The organism is Mycobacterium sp. IS-1556, from assembly GCF_001499985.1.
GTDB lineage: Bacteria > Actinomycetota > Actinomycetes > Mycobacteriales > Mycobacteriaceae > Mycobacterium.
The window spans coordinates 438,657-459,650 of record NZ_LQIM01000012.1; the positions used below are offsets into that span (position 1 = coordinate 438,657).

The following is a 20,994-nucleotide window of genomic DNA, read 5'->3' on the forward strand; positions in this document are numbered from 1 at the left end:
ACGGCACCGGCACCGTCCCCGCGGCTAGGAACCCGCGGCCGGCGCCCGGACCACCAACGGCACCGCCGGGAAATAGGCGGCCATCTCCGATCGCGACTTGCGCAGCGCCGCGGTGCCGTACCCCTGCTTGCGGTAGTCGGGGTGGATCCAGATCCGCACGTTCACCTCGCCGCCGACGAGGTCCCCGAATACCATTCCGACCTTCTCGGTGCCTTGCACCGCGACCAGCCAGGCGGCCTCCTCGGCGTCGACGCGCCGCAACCCGGCGCGGATCTCGTCGTCGAGGTCGCCCGCCGGCCCCCGCGACCCGTCGCCCGACTCGCGGACATCCTGGGTCCGCGCGGCGAAGATGTCCCGGTCGGCCGCGGCGAGGAACGGACGCAACACCAGGCTGTCGGCCGTGCGCGCCGGTTCGCCCATGGTGAAGCTCAGCTGATTGTTGAGGTCCTCGAGTTCGGCGGCGATCCGGCGCCGCGACACCTTGGTCAGCCGGTCGAACGACAACCGCAGCACCGCTTCGGCGGCCACGTGCGACGCGCCGAGCATGCCCGCGATCGCCTCGATCGCCGCGTCGTAGTCTTCGGAATCCACGATGACGTCGAGAAGTTCGTGTCGCCGCTCGAGGGCCCGGACCATCGTGTCGGCGATCTCTCTGCGCGCGATTGTGCGATCGTCGTCAGCCATGACGTGAGCGTAGGACAGTCGGACGGGCGGGAACCGTCAGTCGAGCAGAACCGTCGCGAACGTTCCGACCTGTCGGAAGCCGACGCGGTCGTAGGTGGCTCTGGCGACGGTGTTGAAGTCGTTGACGTACAGGCTCGCGGTGCGACCGGACCGCACCACGGCCGCCGCCAAGGTGGCGGTACCCGCGGTGCCCAGGCCGCGTCCACGCCAGTCGGGGTGCACCCAGACACCCTGAATCTGCCCGACGGTCGGTGACTGCGAGCCGACCTCGGCCTTGAACACGACCTCGCCGCGCTCGAAGCGGGCCCAGGCGCGGCCCGCGGCGATCAGTCCGGCGACCCGTCGCCGGTAACCGCGGCCGCCATCGCCGAGGCGCGGGTCGATGCCGACCTCGCCGATGAACATGTCGATCGAGGCGACGAGGTACGCGTCGAGTTCGTCGGCACGCACCTGGCGCACGGCGGGATCGACGACGCATTGGGGCGGCGTGCTCAGCGCCATCAACGGCTGGTGCTCGCGCACGTCCCGCGCGGTGCCCCAGGCCGGCTCCAGTCGACGCCACATCGGCAGCACCAACTCGGCCCGCCCGACCAGCGAGGAGCAGCGCCGCGCGGTACTCATCGCCTTCTCGGCGAATGCATGGAGATCAATTGGCGCGCCGCGCAACGGAATCAGGTTCGCGCCGGCGTAGCACAGCGATTCGGTGGCCCGGCGCCGCGTCCACAGTTCGCCGCCGATCGCCGACGGCTCCACACCGTGTTCGGCCACCCGGCAGGCGACCATGCAGGATCCGACCGGATCCTCGTCGAGGACCCGCATCACGGCGCCGACGTCGCGCACCACGGAAACCCGTCGTTCGTCGACGTGACGAAACAGCGGCGGTGCCGACATGGGAACTCTTTCTAACCGACGCCGGGCGTGGAGTCACCCAGTGTGTGGGATCACACTCAGCTTACGGTCACGACCGGCGAACCGCTGGTATCTGTTCCGGGCCCGGTGTTCATTTCGTCGGCCAACCGCATCGCCTCTTCGATCAGCGTCTCGACGATCTGCGCCTCGGGGACGGTCTTGATCACCTCGCCTTTGACGAAGATCTGCCCCTTGCCGTTGCCCGACGCGACACCGAGATCTGCTTCCCGAGCCTCGCCCGGGCCGTTGACCACGCAGCCCATCACCGCGACGCGCAACGGAACCTCCATGCCCTCGAGGCCGGCGCTCACCTCGTTGGCCAGCGTGTAGACGTCGACCTGGGCGCGTCCACACGACGGGCACGACACGATCTCCAGCGACCGCGGACGCAGGTTCAGCGATTCGAGTATCTGGTTGCCGACCTTGACCTCCTCGGCGGGCGGCGCGGACAGCGAGACGCGGATGGTGTCGCCGATACCGCGGGACAACAGCGCGCCGAACGCGACGGCGGACTTGATGGTGCCCTGGAACGCCGGGCCCGCCTCGGTCACACCGAGATGCAGCGGGTAGTCACACTGCGCGGCCAACTGCTCGTAGGCGGCCACCATCACGACCGGGTCATTGTGCTTGACGCTGATCTTGATGTCGCCGAAGCCGTGTTCCTCGAACAGCGACGCCTCCCACAGCGCGGACTCGACCAGCGCCTCGGGCGTGGCCTTGCCGTACTTCTCCATGAATCGCTTGTCCAGCGACCCGGCGTTGACGCCGATGCGAATCGGAATCCCCGCGGCGCCCGCGGCTTTGGCGACCTCGCCGACCCGGCCGTCGAACTCCTTGATGTTGCCGGGGTTGACGCGCACGGCGGCGCAACCGGCGTCGATCGCGGCGAAGATGTACTTCGGCTGGAAGTGGATGTCGGCGATCACCGGGATCTTCGACTTCTTCGCGATCGCCGGGAGCGCGTCGGCGTCCTCCTGGCGCGGGCACGCCACCCGGACGATGTCGCAACCGGACGCGGTCAACTCCGCGATCTGCTGCAGCGTGCTGTTGACGTCGTGGGTCTTGGTGGTGCACATGGACTGCACCGCGATCGGGTGGTCGCTGCCGATGCCGACATCGCCGACCATCAACTGGCGGGTCTTGCGCCGAGGCGCCAGAACCGGTGCCGGTGGGGCCGGCATACCCAGTCCAATCTGTTGCCCAATGCTGCCGACGGACATAGCTCTCCTACTGGAAGATTCTGATCGGATTGACGAAGTCGGCGGTCACGGTCAACAGCATGTAGCCGGCCACCACGACGAGGATCACGTACGTGGCGGGCATCAGCTTGAGGTAGTTGACCGGACCCGCGGCCACCATGCCGCGCGCCGACCGGATCATGTTTCGGATTTTCTCGTAGAACGCGATCGCGATGTGGCCACCGTCGAACGGCAGCAGCGGGACGAGGTTGATCGCGCCGAGCACGAAGTTCAACTGCGCCAGGAAGAACCAGAACGCGACCCACAGCCCCTGGTCGACGGCGTCGCCGCCGATGATGCTGGCGCCGACCACGCTGATCGGTGTCTCGGGGTCGCGTTCTTCGCCGGCGATGGAGCGCACCAACGCACCCATCTTGGTCGGCAGCTTGGCCAGCGACTTGCCGATCTCCACGGCGAGGTCGCCGGTGAAGGCGAACGTGCCCGGCACCGCCGTCAGCGCGTTGTACTGGGTCGGTCCGAACCGCGCCGCGGTGATGCCGACCGAGCCGACCGGCTCGGGTGCGGACGTGTCCCCCTCGGTGACCCAGCGCTGGGCCGGGACGACGTCGACGAGCGTGGTGAACTCGCTGCCATCGCGCTGCACGGTGAACTGCGTGGGCTCGTCGAGTTTGCGCACGGCGGTGACCAGCTCGTCGAAGTTGGCCACCGGGGTGTCGCCGATCTTGACGACCGTGTCGCCGGCCTTGATGCCCGCGGCCGCGGCCGGCGAGGGCGCCAGGCAGTCGCCGAGCTGGCCCTTGCTGACTTCGGCCTTCACGCACGACGTCTCGCCGACGATCGCGGTGGTCGGCGCGTGCAGGTTGGGCAGTCCCCATACGATCGCGACGCCGTAGATCAGCACCAGGCCGATGACGAAGTTCATGCCGGGACCGGCGGCCAGCACGGCGGCCCGCTTCCAGGTCTTCTGCTTGTACATGGCGCGGTCGCGCTCGTCGGGTGCGAGTTCCTCGATCGCGGTCATGCCCGCGATGTCGCAGAACCCGCCGAGCGGGACCGCCTTGACGCCGTATTCGGTCCGGTCGCCGAGCTTGTTCGTGCGCCAGGTGGACCACAGCGTCGGGCCGAAGCCGACGAAGTAGCGACGCACCTTCATGCCGGTGGCCCGCGCCACCCACATGTGGCCGCATTCGTGCAGGGCCACCGAAACCAGGATGGCCAGCGCGAACAGCGCGACACCGATGAACCACATCATCTGGTGGTGATTACCTCCCGCTCGACCGCGCGCTGCGCGCGGTCACGTGCCCACCGCTGGGCGTCAAGTACGTCTTCCACGGTAGCGGGTTCGGCGGCCCACTGGTCGGCAGCGCGCAGCACCTCGCCGATGGTGCGCACGATGGCCGGGAACCGGATGCGCCCGTCGAGGAATGCCGCCGCCGCTTCCTCGTTGGCGGCGTTGTAGACCGCGGTCAGGCAGCCGCCCGCTTCGCCCGCCTCGCGAGCCAGCCTCACCGCCGGGAACACCTCATCGTCGAGCGGCTCGAAGTCCCAGGTCGATGCGGTGGAGAAGTCACAGGCCGGCGCGGCTGCGGGGACCCGTTGCGGCCAGCCGAGCGCCAGCGCGATCGGCAGCTTCATGTCCGGCGGGCTGGCCTGTGCCAGCGTCGAACCGTCGGTGAAGGTGACCATCGAGTGCACGATCGACTGCGGGTGAACCACCACTTCGATGCGGTCGTAGGGCACCCCGAACAGCAAGTGGGTTTCGATGAGCTCCAGCCCCTTGTTGACCAGCGACGCCGAGTTCAGCGTGTTCATCGGCCCCATCGACCAGGTGGGATGGGCGCCGGCCTGCTCGGGGGTGGCCGATTCCAGCTTGTCGGCGGCCCAGCCGCGGAACGGACCGCCCGAGGCGGTCAGCACGATCTTGGCGACCTCGTCCGGGGTGCCGCCGCGCAGGCACTGGGCCATCGCGGAGTGTTCGGAGTCGACGGGTACGAGCTGGCCCGGCTGGGCGGCCTTGAGCACCAGTGGTCCACCGGCGACCAGGGATTCCTTGTTGGCCAGCGCGAGGCGCGCGCCGGTCGCCAGCGCGGCGAGCGTCGGTTCGAGCCCCAGTGCGCCGACGAGCGCGTTGAGCACCACGTCGGCCTCGGTGTTCTCGACGAGTCGGGTGACGGCCTGCGGTCCGGCGTAGGTGACGTCGCCGACGCGCGCGGCCGCGCTTTCGTCGGCGACCGCGATGTTGGTCACTCCGGTCGCGGCGCGCTGGCGCGCCAGCAGGTCCGGGTTGCCGCCGCCGGCGGCCAGGCCGACGACTTCGAAGCGGTCGGGATTGGCGCCGATGACCTCCAGCGCCTGGGTTCCGATCGATCCGGTGCTGCCGAGGATCAGCACGCGCCGTCTTGCACTCACCGGACCATTGTGCCGCCTGCGCACGTCGCGACGTCATCCGGCGAGTGCCGGCGCACCAGGTGTGACGCAAATCTGACGCAATCCATCCGCGTTGCGACACGGATCCGAATCCTCCGGTGTCACAGCAGAGGGCGGCACCGACCGTCCGCGACAAGGGAGCAGCGCATGAATATCGAGTTCCGCAAGTCCGTCACGGCGGCGGGGGTGGCCGCGGCCGCGATCCTGACCTTCTCGGCGTGTTCGAACGACACCAGCAGCCCGGCGCCTACCGCGGCCGCGCAGACCACTGCCGGTGCGACCAGCGTCGCGCCCACCCCGATGGATCGGCCGATGGATCCGGCCGCCGGCCTGGTCGGTCCCGGCTGTGCCGACTATGCCGCCCAGAACCCCACGGGGCCGGGATCGGTGTCGGGGATGGCGCTGGATCCGGTGACGGTCGCCGCGGCGAACAATCCGATGCTGACCACGTTGACCTCGGCGCTGTCGGGCAAGTTGAACCCGAACGTGAACCTCGTCGAAACCCTCGACAGCAGCCAGTTCACGGTGTTCGCCCCGACCGACAACGCATTCGCGAAGCTCGATCCGGCGACCATCGAGACATTGAAGACCGATTCGGATCTGCTGACGAGCATCCTGACCTACCACGTGGTGCCCGGCCAGGCGGATCCGGCGCAGGTGATCGGCACGCACAAGACGGTGCAGGGCGCCGAGGTGGACGTCACCGGCGGCGGTGAGGCCATCAAGGCCAACGACGCCAACGTGGTCTGCGGTGGCGTGCGTACCGCAAACGCGACCGTGTACCTCATCGACGCGGTGCTGATGCCGCCGATGAATTGATTTGCGCCACAACAGGTCTGGAGGGCAGCCCGATACCCCGAGCCGGGCTGCCCTCCCTCATGTCCGCACCTTCGCGATGATGTTCTCGGCGAACCGCTCGATGGGCTCCTGGTAGCGCTCGACACCACCGCCGGACGGCAGGTCCATCCCCATCCACGGACTGCACATGACCGCGGTGATCCCGGCATCCTCGGCCCGCTTGTACAGGTCCGGCGACGGTGGTTCCAGCAGTGCCAGCATGATGGCGAAAGGCTCGCCATCGCGGCCGTATTCGCGCAGCAGCGAGCGCAACTTCTGCGCGTAACCCACGGCGTCGTCCCACTTGTAGGCGTAGCCGACCCAGCCGTCACAGAGTCGTGCTGCGCGACGGAGCGCCGCCTCCGACTCTCCTCCGCACAGGATCGGCACCGGCGCGACGGGATGAGGTTCGATCATCATCTCCGGCACCTGGTAGTGCTCACCGCTCCACGACACCCATCCGCCCCGCCACAGCGCCCGCAGAGCGGGGATCATCTCGTCGAGGCGCTTGCCGCGGGTGCCGAAGTCCTGGCCCATCAACTCGTATTCCTCGCGCATCCAGCCGACGCCCGCGGCCAGCGACACCCGCCCGTCGGACAGCACCGAGGCCGTCGCGACCTGCTTGGCCACCTCCAGCAGCGGACGCGCCGGCGCCACGTAGACGGCGTTGGAGAACCGCAACCGACTCGTCACCGCGGCCATCGCACCGATCTGCACCCAGCAGTCCGGCCAGGCGGTCTCGGGCGCCCACATCGGCTTACCGGTCGGCGAGTCGGGATACGGCGAGGTGAGCTCGCGGGGATAGATCATGTGGTCCGAGCAGACCATCCCGTCGTAGCCGGCCTCGTCGAAGATGCGCGCGAGACCGAGAATTTCTGACGTTTTCATGAACGCGGTGCCCGACCAGAACTCCATCCTGTTTCTCTATCGCGAATTCGGGGCAGCATCAATGCCATGCCCACGTTGTTGTGGTTTCGTCGCGATCTGCGGTTGCACGACCTGCCGCCGCTGCTCGATGCCGCCGCCGACGACGGCGAGGTCCTCGCCTGCTACGTCCTCGACCCCCGGCTCGAAGCGTCGGCGGGTGCGCGCCGATTGCAGTACCTCTACGACGCGTTACGCGATCTACGCGACAATCTCGACGGCAAGCTGCTGGTGACACGAGGCCGACCGGAACAGCGAATACCATTGGCGGCCAAGGCCGTCGGTGCATCCGCGGTGCACATCTCCGCCGACTACTCGCCGTTCGGCCGGCGGCGCGACGACGCGGTTCGCACGGCGCTCGGCGAGGTGCCACTGGAAGCGTCCGGCTCGCCGTATCTGGTCTCGCCCGGCCGGGTCACCAAACCCGACGGCAGCGCGTACAAGGTGTTCAGCCCGTTCTATGGGAGCTGGCGCGACCACGGTTGGCGCGCGCCGGCCAAAACGGGGCCCACATCGGCGCGCTGGCTCGACCCGGCCGAGGTATCCGGCGCAGTGGAGATCCCCGATCTCGGAGCCGAACTCGATCCACCCGCCGGTGAGACAGCTGCCCGCAAACAGTGGAAGACGTTCGTGGACAACGGGCTTGCCGGTTACGCCGACGTCCGCAACCGCCCCGATCTGGACGCCACCAGCCGGATGTCGGCGCACTTGAAGTTCGGCGCGATCCATCCGCGCACCATGGCGGTCGACATCGGCCGCGGCAAAGGCGCGCAGGCTTACCTGCGGGAGTTGGCTTTTCGCGACTTCTACGCCGCGGTACTCAACAAGTGGCCGCACAGCGTCTGGTGGAACTGGAACTCGTCGTTCGACGCGATGGAGTTGGACGGCGGACCGCAGGCCGAGAAGCGGTTCGAGGCGTGGAAGGCCGGTCGCACGGGTTTTCCCATCGTCGATGCCGGGATGCGTCAACTCGCCCAGACCGGCTGGATGCACAACCGCGTCAGGATGATCGTCGCCTCGTTCCTGGTCAAAGATCTGCACCTGCCGTGGCAGTGGGGGGCGCGCTGGTTCCTGGATCAGTTGGTCGACGGCGACATGGCCAACAACCAGCATGGCTGGCAGTGGGCGGCGGGCACCGGGACCGACGCCGCGCCGTATTTCCGTGTCTTCAATCCGGCCACCCAGGGTGCCAAATTCGATCCCGACGGCAGCTATGTGCAGCGGTGGGTGCCCGAGATCGACGACGGCGCCTACCCCGCCCCGATCGTCGATCACGCCGCCGAACGCAAGGAGGCGCTGCGCCGGTACGCCGCACTTGACTGACGCCTACTTGACAGCCAGGCCGGCGTCGACCGGCAGCGCGACCCCGGTCAGGTATCGGCCCGACGCGCCGCACAGATACACCATTGCGTCGCTGACGGCCTCCGGTGTCACGAGCCCGTCCGGCAGCAGCGGAATCTGCGATTCCCCGAATTTCGGGTGCTCCGTCAGGTAGCCGGCAACCGCGTCGTTGAGGATCATCGGCGTGGCGACCCCGCCCGGATGCACGGAGTTGACCCGGACGTTTCGCTCCGCCAAAGACGTTGCGTAGTACCGCATCAGGCCGACGACACCGTGTTTGGCGGCGTTGTAACCGGCGGCGCCGTGGCTCATCGTGTCCACACCGGGGCTGACGGACTTCAATCCGGCTGCGCTGCTGGTGATGACGATCGCTCCGCCGTCGCCGTGCGCCAGCATCGCCGGTAACGCGGCCTCGATCGTGAAATGGACACCCTTGAGCATCACGTCCACCGCGTCGACGAACGCCGCGACCTCGCCGCGATGCTCGCCCATGGCCGGCAGTACGCCCGCGTTGGCCAGCACGAAGTCGAGGCGGCCCAGTTCGGTGACGCCGTGCGCGACGATTTCCTGTAGCCGCTCGAAGTCGCGGACGTCACCGCGTTCGGCCACAATCCTGCGGCCGGTCTTCTCCACCAGGTTGACGGTCTCGTCGAGGTCCTCCGGAGTGGCCATCGGGTAGGCGACGCTGTCGATCTGCTCGCAGAGGTCGACCGCGATGATGTCGGCGCCCTCCTCGGCGAATCGGACCGCGTGTGCACGACCTTGCCCGCGCGCCGCGCCGGTGATGAATGCGACCTTGCCGTCGAACTGATGCGTCATGAGGCATCACCCTACGGCCGCGCGTAGTAGGCCTATGCCAGAATGTGGGCCAGTACCAAGCCCGACCGTGAGGAGCAGCCGTGGCCAGCACCGAGGTGCAGCGACACACCGGAGTCGACGTCGAAGACGTGCCGTCCGCGGAATGGGGCTGGTCGAAGGAGAACCCGAGGTTCTTCCACATCGGCGGACTGCTGGCGGCCCTCTTTCTGCTGGCCCTGATGCACGGCAACCATGTCGGCCACGTCGAGGACTTCTTTCTGATCGGGTTCGCCGCGCTGATCGTCGCCGCGGTGATCCGCGACTGGTGGCTGCGCCGGCGCGGCTGGATTCGCTAGACCGGGCACTTAGACCGAACACAGGGGCCGCAACGGCGACTCGGCCCCCAGGTCGAAGAACGTCTCTGTGGCGCCGACAGCCGGCGCCAGTTCGGCGGCGGCCAGCGCCCGGGCCTTGAACGCGCGCGCCGCGACGCTCAACCGGTGCTCGGTGGCGTCGACATGACCTCCGAGCTGCGCCGGCCAGACGTCGCCCCACGCCATCACCTCGGCGTCGCCACTGTTCACCAGCTCGAAGACGTGGGCGCGCATGTGCGGATCGTCGTTCAGCAATTCTGCGCTGACCGCCAGCGCGGCCCCCGGGGGCAGGTCGGACAGGACGGTCTCGGTGGACTCGTCGACAACGTTGGCGCCCAGGATCATCAGCGGCCGCAGATCCCGGCAGCCTTCGACCCGGACGCTGACATCCCATCCGGCGCGCGCCCGGTCAAACAGCCAACCGCCGGCCATCCCGACCACGTCAGCCAGGCCCGCGGCCAGGATGGTGAGCTGATGCTGGTTGATCCGGCCCTCGGCGGCCCGCGCTTCGTCGGCCAATACGTAGTCATCGGTGAGGGGTCGAGTCGGCAGTCGAGTTGGCATAGTTCCCATCCGAGTTCCCATCCGATCAGATCAGCGAGCCGGACGAGGGGCTGTCACGGCACGCATAGAGCGTGACACTATTGTGTCGATCTGTAAAGGTTCGGTTTGGTCGGACCCAGGCCGCTCAGCGCGCCGCGCCGGCCAGCGGCAGCGCCGAATCCACGGCGGCCAGCTCGCCGGGGAGGCCGGCGGCGCGCCGTATCTCGGCGAACGCCTCGAGCAACGCGTCGGTCGCCTCGTGCGGGTCGTCGAGCGTGCGGTCGTCGGTCAGCACGGAGATGGCGAGCTGGTCGACGTAGCTCCACACGGTGATGTTCATTCCGCTGCCGGTGACGACGGGCCCAACCGAATAGATCTCGCTGACGACGCCGCCGGCGACGTGTCCGCGTTCGCGGGGGCCCGCCACGTTGGAGATGGTCAGATTCATCACCGCGCCGGATTCCATCCGGCGGGCCTGCATCCGGAAGAATCGGGGGGCCAACGCCGGCGGCAGGTAGGACATCCACGCCGGCAACACCGTCGGCCCCAGCAGCTGATGGCTCTCCTTGGCGATTCTCGTCGCGACCGACGTGAGCCGGACCCGTTCCAGCGGATCGGGTATGTGCACCGGCAGTGACGGCATCATGTAGGTGAACTCGTTGCCGGTCAACCGATCTGGCGACGGGTCGGTACTCACCGGGACGCCCGCGATCAACGGCGCGTCGGCGCACCCGTCGTAGCGCAGCAGCATCTTGCGCAACGCGCCGGCGGCGGTGGCCAACACGACGTCGTTGAGCGTCACGCCCAGCTGCCTGCCGGTCTGCTTGACCTCCGCCAGGTTCAACGGTGCGGTCGCGAACCGCCGGCCCGGCGACACCACGTGGTTGAGGAAGGTCTGCGGCGGGGCGAAGTTGCGGGCCAGATCGGGATGCCGACCCCGCTCCCTGGCGCGCCTGCGCACCCGCGACACCCCGGCGGCGGTCTCGTTGACCAGCCTGGGCAATCGGCGGATGAGGTGCGCGTGGTCGCGGCCGGCGGCTTTGAGCAGTTGCGCAGTGGTCCGCGCCGCGGGGTCGGGAACCGCCCTGACCGGCGACGGCTGGCCGGGTTCGAAAGCCTTGGCGATCTGGTTCGCCGATGCGACGCCGTCGGCGAGCACGTGATGAACCTTGTGGATGATCGCAACACGGTCGTCGGCCAGTCCCTCGGCGACATACATCTCCCACAGCGGACGGCTGCGGTCCAACGGCGTGCAGGCGATCTCGCCGATCAGGTCGTCCAGTTCGCGGCGCCCACCCGGCGCTGGTACGCGCGCCCTCCGGAGGTGGTAGTCGAGGTCGATGTCGGGGTTCTCCCACCACATCGGATGGTGCAGCTTCAGCGGGATGTCGACGAGTTGATAGCGCAGGGCCGACAGCGCCATCAACCGCGGATACGCCACCTCCCGGAACATGTCGAAGCAGTAGCCGTCGACGCCCGACACGTCGAGGATGCCGATCTTGAGCGTGTGCATATGGATCTCGGGCGTCTCGCTGTACAGCATCAACGCGTCCACGCCGTTGAGTCGCTTCATCTCACCCCTCACGCTCGCTGCTACCGGTTTCCCAATTGCCCGCATTTCCACGCAAATTCGGCGAAGAAGTGACGCTGCGGCCGAGATTTGTAAAGCTGTGCGGCATGAGTCTCGTCGCCGCCCGCGGCCCGCTGAGCAAAGATCCGGCGGGCTGGTTCACGCCGCCGCTGCCCGCCGAAGTGGTGTTCATCGAGCCCCATCCGCGACGCGTGCAGGCGCTTCTCGACGGCCGCCTCGTCATCGACACCGAGCGGGCGCTGATGGTGCACCGTCGCGACCACCCGCTCAGCTATGCGTTTCCGGTCGGCGAGGTCGGCGACCTCCCGGGTGAACCCGTTCCGGAGGCACCCGGATTCGTCCGGGTGCCGTGGGAGGCCGTCGACACCTGGCTGGAAGAGGGCCGCACGCTGGTGCACTACCCGCCCAACCCGTACCACCGGGTCGACTGTCGGCCGACAAGTCGCCGGTTACGCGTGACGGTGGCGGGCGAACAGCTGGTCGACACGACCGAGACGGTGATCGTCTTCGAGACGTCGCTGCAACCGCGCCTCTACGTCGATCCATCGCACGTGCGGACCGCCCTGCTGCGGCCATCGCAGACGAGCAGCTACTGCAACTACAAGGGATACGCGACGTACTGGTCGGCGGCCGTCGGCGACGCGGTGGTCGACGACGTCGCGTGGAGTTATCCGGATCCCCCGCCGGAAACACTGCCCGTGAAGGGTTTCCTCAGCTTCGACGCCGGCCGCGCCGAGGTACTGGCGGAACTTCCGGGGGCTGCCTTGGTGCGCCGAGACTGCTGAGAGATCGCCGATGCGCACGAAACTGCGATCTGGCCGCAGTTTCGACGAGGGGCTCGGCGTCAGGCGGCGGCGCTGATCACCGATTTGCCGAACCGCTCGATGGTCTCCAGCACATGGGCGAGGCTGTCGCCGGGCAGCCCGACCTGAACCCACGTCACACCTGTCGCGGCCAGCTTCTCCAGGCCGGCGAGGTATGCGTCGGCGTTGAAATCGTCGCTACCCGGACTGCCGCCCTCCGGGTTGGTGAAGGTGATGTCGATGCGCGACCAGTCCCGGCCGGCCTCGTCGAACCGGCGACGGAGATCATCGATTCCGGTAGCGAGGGTCTCGGTGTCCATCGTCGCGGTGCGAGCCGTCTGTGCCAGCAGCGCGGGCGCCGGGAACGGACACCAACCGTCGCCGTAGGCAACAACGCGCTTGCGGGCGGCGGCGGTGTTGCCGCCGATCCAGATCGGCGGATGCGGATCGCTGACCGGTCGTGGATGCGCCGTGATGCCGCTGGCGGTGAAATGCCGCCCCCGATACGAGAAGTCGTCGGTGGTCCAGATTCCGCGGATCACCTCCAGCGCTTCTTCGAACAGCGCGGCCCGTTCCTCGAAATCGACTCCCAGCGCGGTGAACTCCCGTTTGAGATAGCCCACGCCGACGCCGAGCGTGAACCGGCCCTCCGACAGCAGATCCAACGTGGCGCCGGCCTTGGCGACGACGAACGGGTTGCGGTACGGCAGCACGACGATGTTCGGGATGAGCCGCAGGGTGGTCGTGGTCGCGGCGGCATAACCCATCGCCACGAACGGGTCCACGGCGTCGTGTCCGCCGGCCTCGAGCCAGCGCTGCGTCGGCGCGGGATGGTCGGTGAAGCCGAATCCATCGAAACCCGCGGCCTCTGCGGCCGCCGCGACCGTCGCAATCCCCTTACCGGTGACCAACTCCGGGTTGTACGGGTGAGTGTGCATCGGGTGGGTGAAGGTGAACCGCATATGAGTATTGTCCCGTCCTAGAACATTCTTCTCGATTTCTGAGAATGTCGTTACCATGCGAATCGCGGAAAGTACAGCGTTGCCGACGATTGGACTGCGGACGTGACTCACGCCGGACCCACGAAGCCCGAGATCGGCGTCTACCTGCCGCAGATGGGCTTCACCTACGAGCAGATGTTGCACCGCACCCGGCGGTGCGAGGGACTCGGCATCGACTCGCTGTGGCTTTACGACCATTTGTACGGCCCGGGCGCACCCGGCTACCCGTCGCTGGAGGCATGGACGCTGGCGACGGCGCTGCTCAGCAACACCGAGCGCATCCGCATCGGACATATGGTGCTGTGCAACCAGTTTCGTCATCCGGCGGTGCTGGCCAAGATGGTCACCACGCTCGACCAGATCTCTGCGGGCCGGCTGCAGCTCGGACTCGGCAGCGGGTCGATCGAGGACGAGCACGACCGGGTCGGATTGCCTTGGGGATCCTTCCGCGAGCGTTCTGAGCGGCTCGGCGAGACACTGGAGATCCTGACCCAGGCCTTCGCCGACGAGCGAATCGACTTCACCGGCAAGCACTTCACGGTCAAGGATTTTCCCGTGACACCGGGCGCGGTCCAGCAGCCGAGGCCGCCGATCGTGGTCGGCGGTGTCGGCGAGAAGTACACGCTGCCGCTGGTCGCCCGCTACGCCGACGTGTGGAACGTGCCCACCTATGCGCTCGGTACGCTGCAGTCCAAAGTGACGGCGCTGCGGGCCATCTGCGAGGACATCGGCCGCGACCCGTCGACCATCATGCTGTCGGTCGAGGCGGTGATGGCGCTGGCACCCGACGACGCGTCGCTGCCGGAGGTGCGCCGGCTCGCCGAGAAGCGTTTCGGCTCACCGGCGTTCGGGCTGACCGAAGCGGGACTGGTCGGCACACCGCCGACGGTCGTCGACCGCATTCACGAACTGCAGTCACAGGGTTTCGGCCAGATTGTGCTGTTCACCCACGACCGCGGCTCCGATCAGACGCTGGAGCTGTTGGCTTCCGAGGTGATCGCCCGGCTCTAGCGTTTCACCGGCGGCGCATACGCCGGGCGGCCGAGCCCCAACGCCTGCTGGGCGATCATGTTGCGGAACACCTCGAGCGTGCCGCCGTAGATCCCGGTCGGCCCGGCCAGCCGGAACATGTACTCCGCTCCCCCGTCGTCGGCGGCGCCCCCGACACCGACAGGCAGGGCCGCGGCCGCGCCGAGCAGGTCCATCAGGTCCGGGGCCACGTCGCGCATCGTCTGCGCGATCGCCACCCGGCCGTACATCTCCGGCGTGCTCGCCGCGGCCTCCGTCCGGGCGACCGCGCGACCGAGGCGATACCGGGCGGAGTCCTCGTCGCCCGCCACCGCCGCGACGCGGTCGACCGCCTCGCCCAGCAACAGCAGATGCTCGCTCATCGCCGCCAACTTCTGCAGACCCTCGTCGTCACGCTCGACGGTGCCGTGCTCGGCGTTGAGCGCCTCGCGCAATACCGACCAGCCGCCGTTGACGTCACCGATCCGGTACTTGTCGTCGACCCGGACGTCGCTGTAGTAGGTGATGTTGGTGCGATCGCCGTCCACGGTGCGGATCGGCTGGATCTCAACACCCGGCGAAGCGAGCGGCACCAGGAACATGGTCAGGCTCTGGTGCTTGGGCGCATCGGGATCGGTGTTGGTGATCAGGAAGACGTACTGCGCGTTCTGCGCGTTCGACGTGAACATCTTGGAGCCGTTGATGACCCACGCGTCTCCCGAGGCGTCGCGCACGGCGCGGGTCTTACAGGTCGCGACGTCCGAACCGCCCTCGGGTTCGGTGTAGCCGAGGCACAGCCGGTAATGGCCCGACAGCACTTTCGGCAGCACCTCCCGTTGCAGCTGCGGCGAGCCGAACTGCTGCACGCAGCGCGCGACCATCGCCGTCGTGCCCCAGTGGAACCATGGGGTGTGGGCGCGGCCGATCTCCAGTTCCCAGATGCGGCGGCGCACCACACTGAAACCGCCCTCGGCCTCGTCCTTGAAGTCGGCGGCGAGATAGCCCGCCGCTCCGAGTGCGAGATGCACGCCCTCGTCGAAGTTCTCGCCCGTCTCGCGATCCCGTCGGATGACCTCGTCGGTCACGACCGAACGCAGGAAACTGCCGAGCTCGTCGCGGAACGCCCGGTCGTCCTCGCTCAGCTGTACGCGAGAGAAGTCCACCTGGACACCGTGACACTATTGCGGTTAGTTGTAAAGTCTGGGCCGAGATCCGAACGGAAGGCAGCACCTTGGGCGTCGTCACCACAAGCTCGGAAACCGCGTTCCCGCACGCGCCCGAGACCGTCTACGACTTCGTCACCAACCCGGCGAACTGGCCAAAGACCTATCCCAGCAGCGTCAACATCGGCGGGCTTCCGGACGCCTTGCCGCTCAAGGTCGGTGATACCTGGACCGAGACGGGTCCCGACGGTGACCGCATCTTCACCTGGCACCTCGCCATCGCGATGCGGCCGACCATGTGGGTGTTCAACTCGGTCGGCCGGCTCGGACACGGTCGCGACGGCGACGGCGGCATGGAGGGCCGCATCACCGTGCAATACCACTTCACCCGACCGGGTGCCGACGTCACACTGTTCACCCGGACGATGACGATCGAGGCGTACCGGCACGCGCCGCTGCCCGACGGGTTCTTCCGGACGGTCAACCCCGCGCACATCGACGCCTATCACGCCGCGATCGCCCGCGAACTCGGCTGAGCTCACATCCGGTGCAGCGCGCGCCGCAACGCCGCCCCCTGCAGCTCGAACAGCCGCACGCTGGTCTCCCACTCCGGCAGCAGCGAGTCGAACCCGTGACACGTGCCGGGGAACACGTGCAGTTCGGTCGCGACCCCGGCGCGCATCAGCCGCAGCGCATAGTCCACCGCTTCGTCGCGCAGCGGGTCGAGGTCCGAACAGCTGACGAACGCGCCTGCCACGCCGGACAACTCGGCAGCCCGGCCCGGCACCGCCGCGGCGCACGCGGCCGTGTTCCCCAGATAGTGCCGCCACATCATTTCGGCCGCCGGCCCGTCGAAACCGGGCGTCGTGTCGAACTCCTTCTTGGAGTCGGTGGGCCGGTCGTCGAGCACGGGTTGATGCAGCAGCTGAAACACCACCGGCGGTGCCGCTGCCGCTGCCGAGCGCTGCGCGAGGCCCGTGGCCAGCGCGGCGCCTGCGCTGCTTCCCGCGACCGCCAGCCTGGCGGCATCGATTCCGAGTTCCGTCGCGCACTCCATCGCCCAGTTCAGCACGGTCAGCGCGTCGTCGAGCGCAGCGGGATACGGGTGCTCGGGCGCAAGCCGGTAGTCGACCGAGATCACCGTGCAACCGCCACGCCTGGCGAACTCGACACATTGCAGATGGTCGGTATCGAGATTGCCCAACACGAATGCGCCTGCATGGCAATAGATCACCGCAGGCGCAGGCGCAGGCGCGCCGCGGTAGATCCGCACCGGCACCGACTGAGCGACCCGATTCTCGATCTCGACGCCGATGTCGTTGACCGCCTTGACCGTTTCGGCCCGGCGCTGGTTCAGCGAGTCGCGGACGACACCGAGAAGCCCGGGCGACAGATCGGTGCGCGCATCGGCGAGGTGACGTAGCGCGGGGTCGAGCCGATCGGCGATGGTCACGGCTCAGCGTCTCGCCGCCGTCTGGGTTTCGGGCTGGCCGACGCTGGACCGCTCGGGCGGGTCGAATGTGTAATCGGAGCTCTTGAAACGCCGTGTCATCGCCCAGAACGCGCGTGCGCTGCGCGGCCACTGGGTGACGACGCGACCGTTGGCCGCGCGAAAGTAGTTGCTGCACCTGGTCAGCCACACCGTGCCCGCCATCGCGCGGTCGATGTCGGCGAGGTAGGCCGCCATTGCGCGCGGCCGAACCGCCACATACGACTTGCCCTTGCGCCGTAGGTATTTCAGTGCGCGCACGATGTAGTGGGCCTGCGCCTCCAGCATGAAGATGACGCTGTTGGAGCCGACGTTCGTGTTGGGGCCGTACAGCATAAAGAAGTTCGGGAACCCGGGCACCGCCATCCCGAGGTACGCGTACGCCCCGTCGCTCCAGGTCTCGCGCAGTGTCGTTCCGTTCTCGCCGACGACCTCGATCTGGCCGAGGTAGTCGGCGGCCGCATACCCCGTCGCGCAGAGCACCGCGTCGACGTCGAGTTCGGTGCCGTCCCCGGTCACCAGTGTGTTGGCGCGCAAAGTCCGTGCCGCGCTGGCGATCACCTCGACGTGGGGTCGGTTGAGCGACTGCAGGTAGTCGTTCGCGAAGACCAGCCTCTTGCATCCGAACGGGTGGTCCGGGGTGAGCTTGCGCCGCAGCTCCTCATCGGCCACCGTGGCCTCCAGCGCCTTGAGCGCGATGCCCTTGAACTCCTGGGTCTTGTCGCTGCCGTGCTCGATGACCGAGATGTTCGACTCGCTGCGCAGCCACAGCCGCGTCCGGTAGATCTTCTTCGCCAACGGGATGTTGCGGAACACCCACTTCTCCCGATCGGTGTACGGGCGGTCGGGTTTGGGCAGGATCCAGGTCGGTGAACGTTGCACCGAATACACCTTCTCGGCCACCTTGGCGACCTCCGGAACGAGTTGGGCCGCTGTCGAACCCGTGCCCAGTACCGCCACCCGCTTGCCCGTGAGGTCGACGGAGTGGTCCCAGCGCGCCGTGTGCATCACAGTGCCGGCGAACGGTTCCTCCTCGATCAGGTCGGGCATCACGGGACGGGTGAACAGGCCGATCGCCGAGACGACCACGTCTAACTTGTACCGCTCGCCCGTGGCGGTGGTCAGCTGCCAGGCGTCGTCGATCCAGTGGGCCGAGGTGATCTCGGTGTTCAGCTTCAGGTTGGGCCCGAGCCGGTAGCGCTGCGCGCAACGCTCGAAGTACTCGAGAATCTCGCGTTGCCCGGACCACAACCGCGACCACTCCGCGTTGAGGTCGAAAGAGTAGGAATACAGATGCGACTTCACATCGCAGGCCAGACCGGGATACGTGTTGATCCGCCAGGTACCGCCGACGCCGTCCTCCCTGTCGAAGATCGTGAAATCACGAAACCCGGCCTTACGTAGGAAGATTCCCAGCGCGAGCCCGCCCGGCCCGGCGCCGATGATGCCGATCGTCATCCCGCGCGTCATCCGAGTCGCAGGCATTGCCCTCCGTCCACGACCAGTTCGGCGCCGGTGATGAACGACGCGTGGTCGGAAACGAGGAAGGAGACGACGTTGGCCACCTCGACCGGCTTGCCGAGGCGGCCGAGCGTGGCGGCCAGCCTGCCCTGAGTCGTTTTATCGAGCATCGGCGTCTCGATCGGGCCGGGGAACACCGCGTTGACGCGAATCCCAGAAGGGGCGAGTTCGGCCGCGACGATCTGGGTGAGCCCCCGCAGCGCCCACTTCGATGAGCCGTAGGCGGCATGGTTTGGGAAGGGGCGGATGGCGCCGGTGCTCACCGTGTTGACGATCGCGGCACCCTCGGCTCGCCGCAAATGTGGAAGTGCCGCTTGAATTCCCAGGAACGGGCCGAGGCAGTTGAATCGCCAGCTGCCCTCGAAGCCCTCGGGAGTTTCCTTCTCGAGCGCCGCGCGGTGCAGCACGCCGGCGTTGTTGATCAGCGTGGTCAGGGCGCCAAAGCGGGCGACGACGGTTTGCACCGCCGTCGCCCACTGCTCCGGCGACGTCACATCGAGCGGGACGGCGATGACGCCGTCGTCGCCGAGTTCTTCGACGTTCGCCTGCAACTCGTCCATCCGCACGTCACAGGCGCCGACGCGAACCCCGTCCTCGCGCAGCCGTCGCACGATCGCCGCACCCTGTCCCCGTGCGGCGCCTGTCACCAGGGCCACGCGGCCCGCCGGCGTCATCGCGCCTCCCGCAGGATCTCGGCCGCGCCGTGGCGCAACGCCTGTGACTCCGACGCGAGCGTCAGCATCCGAAAGCCCCACTCGGCGGCCATCTTCGCCGGCTTTCCGGCTCCGGCATGGATACCCGCGATCAGGCCGGCCGCCGTGGCGCTGTCCGCAATTCGTGCGATCGCGTCCTGCACCGCCGGAGCGGTCCAGGCTTCCGCTGGCCGGTGTCCGAGCGACAGCGCCAGATCGGACGGTCCGACGTAGACGCCGGCCAGGCCCGGTACGGCGCAGATTTCGTCGACCGTCGCCAGCGCCTGCGCACTCTCGATCATCACGAAAACGTCCACCCGCGCTTCGTGTTCGGCGGGCTCACGGCCGAGGTCCGCCCGCAGCGGTCCGTAACTGCGCACGCCCGCAGGGCCATATCGTGTCGCGGCGACCGCCTCGGCGGCCTGCTCGGCCGAATCGACCATCGCCACGATCACGGCGTCGGCCCCCGCGTCGAGCACCCGGCCGATCGGGGCCGGATCGGTCGACGGAACCCGCACCGCCGTCGCGATCGGCACGTGTTCCATTCGGCGCAGCAGCAGCGCGACATCGGCGTCGTCGAGGTAGCCGTGCTGGATGTCGAACCCGACGTAGTCGTACCCTGCGGCGGCAAACTCCTGGGGGCCGATGATGGTCGGGCCGACGACCCATCCGCCCCACGCCCGCTGTTTGGCCGCGAAAGCGTCCTGCAGCTTGCTCGTGGTCATTCGACGATCGCGATCTTGACGCGGTCGGGCGCCGGCCGGCACGCGAGTTCGAAGGCGGCCTGGGCGTCGTCGACACCGAATGTGTGAGTCACGTAGGCGGGCAACAGGTCCCGATGGCGTCGGGCGAACTCGTCGGCCGCGGTCAGCATGCGTCGCCGGTCGAGTGTCACGCCCGATTTGAGTGTCAGGTTGTTGCGCAGCATGGTGCGCATGTTGATCGGGTAGCTGTCGTCGTCGGGCACTCCGAAATAGAAGACCGTCCCTCCCGGGGCAGCGGCTTCGATCGCGTGGCCCAGGGTGGCGACCTGATGGCCGACCGCTTCGATCACCACATCGGGCCGGTCTCCGGGCTCCAGGTGGCTCACCCAGCGGTCGCTGGTGGCGCGCACAATCGTGTCGACACCGAACTCCTTGGCCACCGCATCACGGTCGACCGGATCGACCCCGGTCACCCGGCGCGCGCCGAAAGCTTTTGCTGCGTAAGAGAACAGCAGGCCGATCGACCCCTGGCCGATGACTGCGACGTGCAGCCCCTTGAGCTTCGGCAACTGTTCGATCGCGTAGAGCACGCACGCCAGCGGCTGCAGCGCGACTGCATGTTGCGGGGTCAGATTGTGATCGTAGGGTGCGAGGCCGTCACCGTCGGCGACGACGAACTGCATCAAGCCGTCGAAGCCCGACGCCCAGCCGACGACCCGGGTGCCCACGCCGTGGCTGCGGTGCCGGCTGGCGACCACCTCACCGACGACCTCATGGATCGGAAAGCCGGGCATCTCGGCCGCGTTCAACCCCTGATCGCCGGGGATCTTGCCGCGGACCCCGCGAAACGGCGATAGGTCGCTGCCACAGACTCCGGCGGCCTCGAAGCGCAGCAGCACCTGCCGGTCGCCCAGCGACTCGGGTGTCGGCTCCGCAATATCGGCTTTTTCCAACGTGTACGGCGCAACCAGTCGATACGACCACAT

At 68.0% G+C, this 20,994-nt stretch carries 22 protein-coding genes; 6 read left to right on the forward strand and 16 right to left on the reverse strand.

The features are described 5' to 3' along the window. Positions 1–24 precede the first annotated feature (24 nt). Genes AU187_RS11545 through dxr form a run of 5 tightly spaced genes read right to left on the reverse strand, consistent with a single transcriptional unit; the run spans position 25 to position 5,225 of the window. A complete protein-coding gene (locus AU187_RS11545; RefSeq protein WP_059099725.1) occupies positions 25–684 on the reverse strand; it encodes a GNAT family N-acetyltransferase in 660 nt (219 codons plus the stop codon). Between the two features lie 36 nt (positions 685–720). Continuing rightward, the gene (locus tag AU187_RS11550; RefSeq protein WP_059166693.1) at positions 721–1,575 is read right to left on the reverse strand and encodes a GNAT family N-acetyltransferase; all 855 of its coding nucleotides are present in this window, start codon (positions 1,573–1,575) and stop codon (positions 721–723) included. Positions 1,576–1,631: 56 nt separating this feature from the next. After that, complete coding sequence (ispG, locus tag AU187_RS11555; protein WP_059099723.1) at positions 1,632–2,813, reverse strand: flavodoxin-dependent (E)-4-hydroxy-3-methylbut-2-enyl-diphosphate synthase; 1,182 nt, start codon at positions 2,811–2,813, stop codon at positions 1,632–1,634. Positions 2,814–2,820: 7 nt separating this feature from the next. Continuing rightward, positions 2,821–4,044 carry a M50 family metallopeptidase gene (locus AU187_RS11560; protein WP_059099722.1) on the reverse strand — a complete coding sequence of 408 codons (1,224 nt, stop codon included), beginning with the start codon at positions 4,042–4,044 and terminating at the stop codon, positions 2,821–2,823. After that, complete coding sequence (gene dxr / locus AU187_RS11565) at positions 4,041–5,225, reverse strand: 1-deoxy-D-xylulose-5-phosphate reductoisomerase (RefSeq protein ID WP_172800222.1); 1,185 nt, start codon at positions 5,223–5,225, stop codon at positions 4,041–4,043. Before dxr ends, AU187_RS11560 begins: the two co-directional genes overlap by 4 nt. Before the next feature lie 141 nt (positions 5,226–5,366). Here dxr and AU187_RS11570 point away from each other — a divergent pair, with 141 nt between their 5' ends. Further along, positions 5,367–6,038, forward strand: coding sequence for a fasciclin domain-containing protein (locus tag AU187_RS11570; RefSeq protein WP_059099720.1), 672 nt, complete (start codon positions 5,367–5,369; stop codon positions 6,036–6,038). Positions 6,039–6,095: 57 nt separating this feature from the next. On the opposite strand, the gene AU187_RS11575 is transcribed toward AU187_RS11570, so the two are convergent. Beyond that, the gene (locus tag AU187_RS11575; RefSeq protein ID WP_059099719.1) at positions 6,096–6,971 is read right to left on the reverse strand and encodes a TIGR03619 family F420-dependent LLM class oxidoreductase; all 876 of its coding nucleotides are present in this window, start codon (positions 6,969–6,971) and stop codon (positions 6,096–6,098) included. Between the two features lie 39 nt (positions 6,972–7,010). Between AU187_RS11575 and AU187_RS11580 the strand changes: the two genes are divergently transcribed. Further along, entirely contained in the window at positions 7,011–8,303 is a 1,293-nt protein-coding gene (locus AU187_RS11580) for a cryptochrome/photolyase family protein (protein ID WP_059099718.1), read from the forward strand. A gap of 3 nt (positions 8,304–8,306) precedes the next feature. On the opposite strand, the gene AU187_RS11585 is transcribed toward AU187_RS11580, so the two are convergent. Next, positions 8,307–9,140, reverse strand: coding sequence for a mycofactocin-coupled SDR family oxidoreductase (locus tag AU187_RS11585; protein WP_059099717.1), 834 nt, complete (start codon positions 9,138–9,140; stop codon positions 8,307–8,309). Positions 9,141–9,220: 80 nt separating this feature from the next. Here AU187_RS11585 and AU187_RS11590 point away from each other — a divergent pair, with 80 nt between their 5' ends. Next, a complete protein-coding gene (locus tag AU187_RS11590) occupies positions 9,221–9,475 on the forward strand; it encodes a DUF2631 domain-containing protein (RefSeq protein ID WP_059099716.1) in 255 nt (84 codons plus the stop codon). A 9-nt stretch (positions 9,476–9,484) separates the two neighbouring features. On the opposite strand, the gene AU187_RS11595 is transcribed toward AU187_RS11590, so the two are convergent. After that, positions 9,485–10,057 carry a hypothetical protein gene (locus AU187_RS11595; protein ID WP_231740319.1) on the reverse strand — a complete coding sequence of 191 codons (573 nt, stop codon included), beginning with the start codon at positions 10,055–10,057 and terminating at the stop codon, positions 9,485–9,487. Between the two features lie 124 nt (positions 10,058–10,181). Further along, positions 10,182–11,609 (reverse strand): WS/DGAT/MGAT family O-acyltransferase, encoded by a 1,428-nt coding sequence (locus AU187_RS11600; RefSeq protein ID WP_059099715.1) that lies wholly within the window; start codon positions 11,607–11,609, stop codon positions 10,182–10,184. Positions 11,610–11,713: 104 nt separating this feature from the next. On the opposite strand from AU187_RS11600, the gene AU187_RS11605 reads away from it, so the two are divergent. Continuing rightward, entirely contained in the window at positions 11,714–12,412 is a 699-nt protein-coding gene (locus AU187_RS11605; RefSeq protein WP_059099714.1) for a DUF427 domain-containing protein, read from the forward strand. 59 nt (positions 12,413–12,471) lie between these two features. Here AU187_RS11605 and AU187_RS11610 read toward each other — a convergent pair whose 3' ends face one another. Then, positions 12,472–13,392, reverse strand: a complete 921-nt coding sequence (locus AU187_RS11610) for an LLM class F420-dependent oxidoreductase (protein ID WP_059099713.1) — start codon at positions 13,390–13,392, stop codon at positions 12,472–12,474. A 102-nt stretch (positions 13,393–13,494) separates the two neighbouring features. Between AU187_RS11610 and AU187_RS11615 the strand changes: the two genes are divergently transcribed. Beyond that, complete coding sequence (locus AU187_RS11615) at positions 13,495–14,442, forward strand: LLM class flavin-dependent oxidoreductase (RefSeq protein ID WP_286131904.1); 948 nt, start codon at positions 13,495–13,497, stop codon at positions 14,440–14,442. On the opposite strand, the gene AU187_RS11620 is transcribed toward AU187_RS11615, so the two are convergent. Next, on the reverse strand, positions 14,439–15,602 hold the full coding sequence (locus tag AU187_RS11620; protein ID WP_059166695.1) for an acyl-CoA dehydrogenase family protein: 1,164 nt from the start codon (positions 15,600–15,602) through the stop codon (positions 14,439–14,441). The genes AU187_RS11615 and AU187_RS11620 overlap by 4 nt on opposite strands. 68 nt (positions 15,603–15,670) lie before the next feature. Here AU187_RS11620 and AU187_RS11625 point away from each other — a divergent pair, with 68 nt between their 5' ends. Continuing rightward, entirely contained in the window at positions 15,671–16,138 is a 468-nt protein-coding gene (locus tag AU187_RS11625; protein ID WP_059099711.1) for an SRPBCC family protein, read from the forward strand. Between the two features lie 2 nt (positions 16,139–16,140). Here the strand turns inward: AU187_RS11625 and AU187_RS11630 are convergent, their stop codons facing one another. The 5 genes from AU187_RS11630 to AU187_RS11650 are packed head-to-tail and all read right to left on the reverse strand — an operon-like array spanning position 16,141 to position 20,994. Beyond that, positions 16,141–17,055: an alpha/beta hydrolase gene (locus AU187_RS11630; RefSeq protein WP_059099710.1), complete on the reverse strand. Its 915-nt coding sequence runs from the start codon at positions 17,053–17,055 to the stop codon at positions 16,141–16,143. A gap of 3 nt (positions 17,056–17,058) precedes the next feature. Further along, positions 17,059–18,576: a flavin-containing monooxygenase gene (locus tag AU187_RS11635; RefSeq protein WP_059166696.1), complete on the reverse strand. Its 1,518-nt coding sequence runs from the start codon at positions 18,574–18,576 to the stop codon at positions 17,059–17,061. Continuing rightward, a complete protein-coding gene (locus tag AU187_RS11640) occupies positions 18,558–19,286 on the reverse strand; it encodes an SDR family NAD(P)-dependent oxidoreductase (protein ID WP_059099708.1) in 729 nt (242 codons plus the stop codon). Before AU187_RS11640 ends, AU187_RS11635 begins: the two co-directional genes overlap by 19 nt. Further along, complete coding sequence (locus AU187_RS11645; RefSeq protein ID WP_059099707.1) at positions 19,283–20,029, reverse strand: HpcH/HpaI aldolase family protein; 747 nt, start codon at positions 20,027–20,029, stop codon at positions 19,283–19,285. Before AU187_RS11645 ends, AU187_RS11640 begins: the two co-directional genes overlap by 4 nt. Next, on the reverse strand, positions 20,026–20,994 hold the full coding sequence (locus AU187_RS11650) for a zinc-binding dehydrogenase (RefSeq protein ID WP_059099706.1): 969 nt from the start codon (positions 20,992–20,994) through the stop codon (positions 20,026–20,028). The genes AU187_RS11645 and AU187_RS11650 overlap by 4 nt, the downstream gene beginning before the upstream one ends.

What these genes read in the sequence shown, in the direction of transcription:
- AU187_RS11635 (WP_059166696.1), bottom strand. Translation starts at nt 18,576, where the DNA reads ATGCCTGCGACTCGGATGACGCGCGGGATGACGATCGGCATCATCGGC.
- AU187_RS11585 (WP_059099717.1), bottom strand. Translation starts at nt 9,140, where the DNA reads ATGACGCATCAGTTCGACGGCAAGGTCGCATTCATCACCGGCGCGGCG.
- AU187_RS11545 (WP_059099725.1), bottom strand. Translation starts at nt 684, where the DNA reads ATGGCTGACGACGATCGCACAATCGCGCGCAGAGAGATCGCCGACACG.
- AU187_RS11560 (WP_059099722.1), bottom strand. Translation starts at nt 4,044, where the DNA reads ATGATGTGGTTCATCGGTGTCGCGCTGTTCGCGCTGGCCATCCTGGTT.
- AU187_RS11600 (WP_059099715.1), bottom strand. Translation starts at nt 11,609, where the DNA reads ATGAAGCGACTCAACGGCGTGGACGCGTTGATGCTGTACAGCGAGACG.
- AU187_RS11650 (WP_059099706.1), bottom strand. Translation starts at nt 20,994, where the DNA reads ATGTGGTCGTATCGACTGGTTGCGCCGTACACGTTGGAAAAAGCCGAT.
- AU187_RS11645 (WP_059099707.1), bottom strand. Translation starts at nt 20,029, where the DNA reads ATGACCACGAGCAAGCTGCAGGACGCTTTCGCGGCCAAACAGCGGGCG.
- ispG (WP_059099723.1), bottom strand. Translation starts at nt 2,813, where the DNA reads ATGTCCGTCGGCAGCATTGGGCAACAGATTGGACTGGGTATGCCGGCC.
- AU187_RS11570 (WP_059099720.1), top strand. Translation starts at nt 5,367, where the DNA reads ATGAATATCGAGTTCCGCAAGTCCGTCACGGCGGCGGGGGTGGCCGCG.
- AU187_RS11580 (WP_059099718.1), top strand. Translation starts at nt 7,011, where the DNA reads ATGCCCACGTTGTTGTGGTTTCGTCGCGATCTGCGGTTGCACGACCTG.
- AU187_RS11575 (WP_059099719.1), bottom strand. Translation starts at nt 6,971, where the DNA reads ATGGAGTTCTGGTCGGGCACCGCGTTCATGAAAACGTCAGAAATTCTC.
- AU187_RS11610 (WP_059099713.1), bottom strand. Translation starts at nt 13,392, where the DNA reads ATGCGGTTCACCTTCACCCACCCGATGCACACTCACCCGTACAACCCG.
- AU187_RS11550 (WP_059166693.1), bottom strand. Translation starts at nt 1,575, where the DNA reads ATGTCGGCACCGCCGCTGTTTCGTCACGTCGACGAACGACGGGTTTCC.
- AU187_RS11640 (WP_059099708.1), bottom strand. Translation starts at nt 19,286, where the DNA reads ATGACGCCGGCGGGCCGCGTGGCCCTGGTGACAGGCGCCGCACGGGGA.
- AU187_RS11595 (WP_231740319.1), bottom strand. Translation starts at nt 10,057, where the DNA reads ATGCCAACTCGACTGCCGACTCGACCCCTCACCGATGACTACGTATTG.
- AU187_RS11605 (WP_059099714.1), top strand. Translation starts at nt 11,714, where the DNA reads ATGAGTCTCGTCGCCGCCCGCGGCCCGCTGAGCAAAGATCCGGCGGGC.